The organism is Pseudomonas sp. PS02303 (genome assembly GCF_029959925.1).
Classification (GTDB): Bacteria; Pseudomonadota; Gammaproteobacteria; order Pseudomonadales; family Pseudomonadaceae; genus Aquipseudomonas; species Aquipseudomonas mandelii.
In genome coordinates, this window is record NZ_JASCOM010000416.1 from 1 (window position 1) to 3,172 (window position 3,172).

At 61.9% G+C, this 3,172-nt stretch carries 2 protein-coding genes; both read left to right on the forward strand.

All coding sequences use genetic code 11. The features are described 5' to 3' along the window. Positions 1-169 precede the first annotated feature (169 nt). Positions 170-1,660 carry an aldehyde dehydrogenase gene (locus QMX98_RS33465; protein WP_145308296.1) on the forward strand — a complete coding sequence of 497 codons (1,491 nt, stop codon included), beginning with the start codon at positions 170-172 and terminating at the stop codon, positions 1,658-1,660. A gap of 52 nt (positions 1,661-1,712) precedes the next feature. After that, positions 1,713-2,996, forward strand: coding sequence for an FAD-binding oxidoreductase (locus QMX98_RS33470; protein ID WP_010455430.1), 1,284 nt, complete (start codon positions 1,713-1,715; stop codon positions 2,994-2,996). The last annotated feature ends 176 nt before the right edge of the window (positions 2,997-3,172 follow it).

Consider the following 3,172-nt stretch of genomic DNA (forward strand, 5'->3'; position numbering starts at 1 on the left):
GGGCAAGCCTCGCTCCTACAGGGAGAAGTGCCTGGCGCAGAAGCCGTGCACGCTGCAATACCTGTAGGAGCGAGGCTTGCCCGCGAAGACGGCCGCGCAGTCAGCGATGCAATTCGCCTGATACACCACCTTCCAACGACTTCTTATTCCTCTGCGTCGAGTCACAACCATGACAAACACTCGCAGCGACTGGGAACAACGCTTCCAGTCCCTCACTATCGAAGGCCGCGCATTCATCGACGGCCAATACCGCCCGGCACTCAGCGGCGACACCTTTGAATGCATGAGCCCGGTCGACGGTCGCTTCCTCACCAACGTTGCCAGCACCGACGAAGCCGATGCCAACGAAGCCGTGGCCGTCGCGCGTCGCACCTTCGAATCCGGTATCTGGGCCAACCTCGCCCCGGCCGAGCGCAAGCGCATCCTGATCCGCTTCGCCGATCTGATCCTGGCCAACCAGGAAGAACTCGCCCTGCTCGAAACCCTCGACATGGGCAAGCCGATCAACGATTCCATGAACATCGACATCCCGGCGACCGCCAACGCGATCCGCTGGAGCGCCGAAGCCATCGACAAAATCTACGACGAAGTCGCCGCCACGCCGCATGATCAACTGGGCCTCATCACCCGCGAGCCAGCGGGCGTGGTCGCCGCCATCGTGCCGTGGAACTTCCCGTTGATCATGGCCAGCTGGAAGTTCGCCCCGGCGCTCGCGGCCGGCAACTCGTTCATCCTCAAGCCTTCGGAAAAGTCGCCACTGACCGCCATCCGCATCGCCCAGTTGGCAGTGGACGCTGGCATCCCCAAAGGCGTGTTCAACGTCCTGCCGGGTTACGGTCATACCGTCGGCAAGGCGCTGGCGTTGCACATGGACGTCGACGTGCTGGCCTTCACCGGCTCGACCGCGATTGCCAAGCAACTGCTGATCTATTCCGGGCAAAGCAACATGAAACGCGTCTGGCTCGAAGCAGGGGGGAAGAGCCCGAACGTGGTGTTCGCCGACGCGCCGGATTTGCGCGCGGCAGCACAAGCGGCGGCCGGTGCGATTGCCTTCAACCAGGGCGAAGTCTGCACCGCCGGCTCGCGCTTGCTGGTGGAACGTTCGATTCGCGAGCAGTTCATTCCGCTGCTGGTGGAAGCGCTGCAAGCCTGGAAACCGGGGCACGCACTCGATCCGGAAACCACCGTCGGTGCGGTTGTCGATCAGCGTCAACTGGACAACGTGTTGCGCTACATCCAGGTCGGCAAAGACCAGGGCGCGCAACTGATCGCGGGCGGCCGTCGCACCCTCGAAGCCACCGGTGGCCTGTACGTGGAGCCGGCGATTTTCGACGGCGTGACCAACGCCATGACCATTGCCCGGGAAGAAATCTTCGGCCCGGTGCTGTCGCTGATCACCTTCGACACCGAGGAAGAAGCGCTGGCCATCGCCAACGACAGCATCTTCGGCCTGGCCGCCGGCGTGTGGACCAGCAACCTCAGCAAGGCCCACACCTTCGCCCGTGGCTTGCGCGCCGGCAGTGTCTGGGTCAACCAGTACGACGGCGGCGACATGACCGCGCCGTTCGGCGGGTACAAGCAGTCGGGTAACGGTCGGGACAAATCGCTGCACGCGTTCGACAAATACACCGAACTCAAAGCGACCTGGATCAAGCTCTAATACTTCTACAACGGCGGCCGCCGGCTTGTGTCGGCGACCATCGGAGAAACCTATGAAACAGACTCATGTAAATAGCTACTACGCCGCAACCCGCAACTTCACCGGCGACTTCCCCGTCCTGGAACAAGCTGTGGACTGCGACGTCTGCATCATTGGCGCCGGCTACACCGGTCTGTCCTCGGCCCTGTTCCTCTGCGAAGCGGGCTACAGCGTGACCGTGCTCGAAGCCGCCAAAGTCGGTTTCGGCGCCAGCGGTCGCAATGGCGGCCAACTGGTCAACTCCTACAGCCGCGACGTTGATGTCATCGAAGAACGCTACGGCGACAAAACCGCTGAAGTCCTCGGCAGCATGATCTTCGAAGGCGCCGACATCATTCGTCAGCGCATACAGCACTACGACATCCAGTGCGACTACAAGCCGGGCGGCATCTTCGCTGCGCTGAACAAAAAGCAGCTCAAAGGCCTGGCCGAGCAGAAAAGCAGCTGGGAACGTTACGGCAACAAAAACCTGACCATGCTCGACGCGACGGACATCAAGCGCGAAGTCGGTTGCGACAACTACGTCGGCGGCTTGCTCGACATGCAGGGCGGCCACATCCACCCGCTGAACCTGGCCCTCGGCGAAGCCTCGGCCATCATCGGCCTGGGCGGAAAAATCTACGAGCAATCGGCGGCCGTGGAAATCACCTACGGCGAACCGATCACCGTGCGTACCGCCAAAGGCGTCGTACGCGCCAAGTACCTGCTGATCGCCGGTAACGCCTACCTGCCGCAAGACCTCGACAACCGCGTCACGCGCAAAAGCATGCCGTGCGGTTCGCAAATCGTCGTCACTGAACCGTTGTCGGAAAAGGTGGCTCGCAGCCTGATCAAAAACAACTACTGCGTCGAAGACTGCAATTACTTGCTCGACTACTACCGCCTCACCGCAGACAACCGCCTGCTGTACGGTGGCGGCGTGGTCTACGGTGCCCGCGAACCGGACGACATCGAGCAACTGATCAAGCCGAAAATCCTCAAGACCTTCCCGCAGCTGAAGGACGTAAAGATCGACTACCGCTGGACCGGCAACTTCCTGCTGACCATGTCCCGCATGCCGCAATTCGGCCGCATCGAGAAAAACGCCTACTACATGCAAGGTTACAGCGGCCACGGCGTCACCTGCTCGCACCTGGCCGGCAAACTGATCTCGGAAATGATCCGCGGCGACGCCGAACGCTTCGACGCGTTCGCCTCGCTCCCGCATATGCCGATGCTCGGCGGCCGCACCTTCCAGGCGCCACTCACTGCCATGGGCGCCGCGTATTACGCGCTGCGTGATCGGTTCGGGATCTAAGCCCAACGCAATCCCTGTAGGGGCCAAGCCTGCTGGCGAAGACGGCGGCACAGTCAACATCGACGTCGCCAGACACACCGCCATCGCGAGCAGGCTCACTCCTACAGGAGATCTATGGCGTGCACAAAATGTGTGTACGCCCCGGCCCAAACTGTAGGAGTGAGGCGGCTCGCGGG

Coding starts and splice junctions, on each gene's coding strand:
- QMX98_RS33470 (WP_010455430.1), top strand. CDS start 1,713: ATGAAACAGACTCATGTAAATAGCTACTACGCCGCAACCCGCAACTTC.
- QMX98_RS33465 (WP_145308296.1), top strand. CDS start 170: ATGACAAACACTCGCAGCGACTGGGAACAACGCTTCCAGTCCCTCACT.